The 520-nt window shown below is 42.7% G+C and carries 1 protein-coding gene; it reads right to left on the bottom strand.

Annotation, left to right across the window (positions count from 1 at the left end; all coding sequences use genetic code 11):
• Positions 1-68 precede the first annotated feature (68 nt).
• Positions 69-520 (bottom strand): AAA-type ATPase lid domain-containing protein (locus tag ABLT31_RS38945; protein ID WP_367761102.1); only part of this gene is annotated, 452 nt, incomplete at its 5' end.

Here is a 520-nt window from a genome sequence, read left to right on the forward strand (position 1 = left end):
ACGGACTGCAGCGTCACATCCTTTTCCATTTTAAATACTCCCTCACCGAGGGATGGTTCATCGGGGCTTCATGGTTCAAAATGGGCTGGAGAACCGGATAGGCTTAATTCTCCGATTGCAATGGGATGGGGCAAATCGTGCAGTTTGATTTCTCCGGCAGCCTTTAGCAGATGAATTCTCTCCAGCGAATTTAAAAGTTCTCTAATATTCCCAGGCCACTCATATTCCGTTAGTTTTTCTAGGGCTTCTGATGCTATAGAAATCGTTTTGCTATATTTACTGTTGAGTTTCCGCAGATAGCTATAAGCAATAAGGGATATATCCTCTTTTCTTTCCCTTAATGGAGGCACCTGAATTTCCGCCAGATTCAATCGATAATACAGGTCTTCACGAAACTTCTTTTCCATGACTAATCGCTTCAAATCTCTATTGGTTGCTGTAATGATCCGGACATCCACGGATCGGTATTCGCTGCTGCCCAGCTTCATAAACTTTTTTTCTTCGATGACATGCAACAATT

Source organism: Ammoniphilus soli, assembly GCF_040813775.1.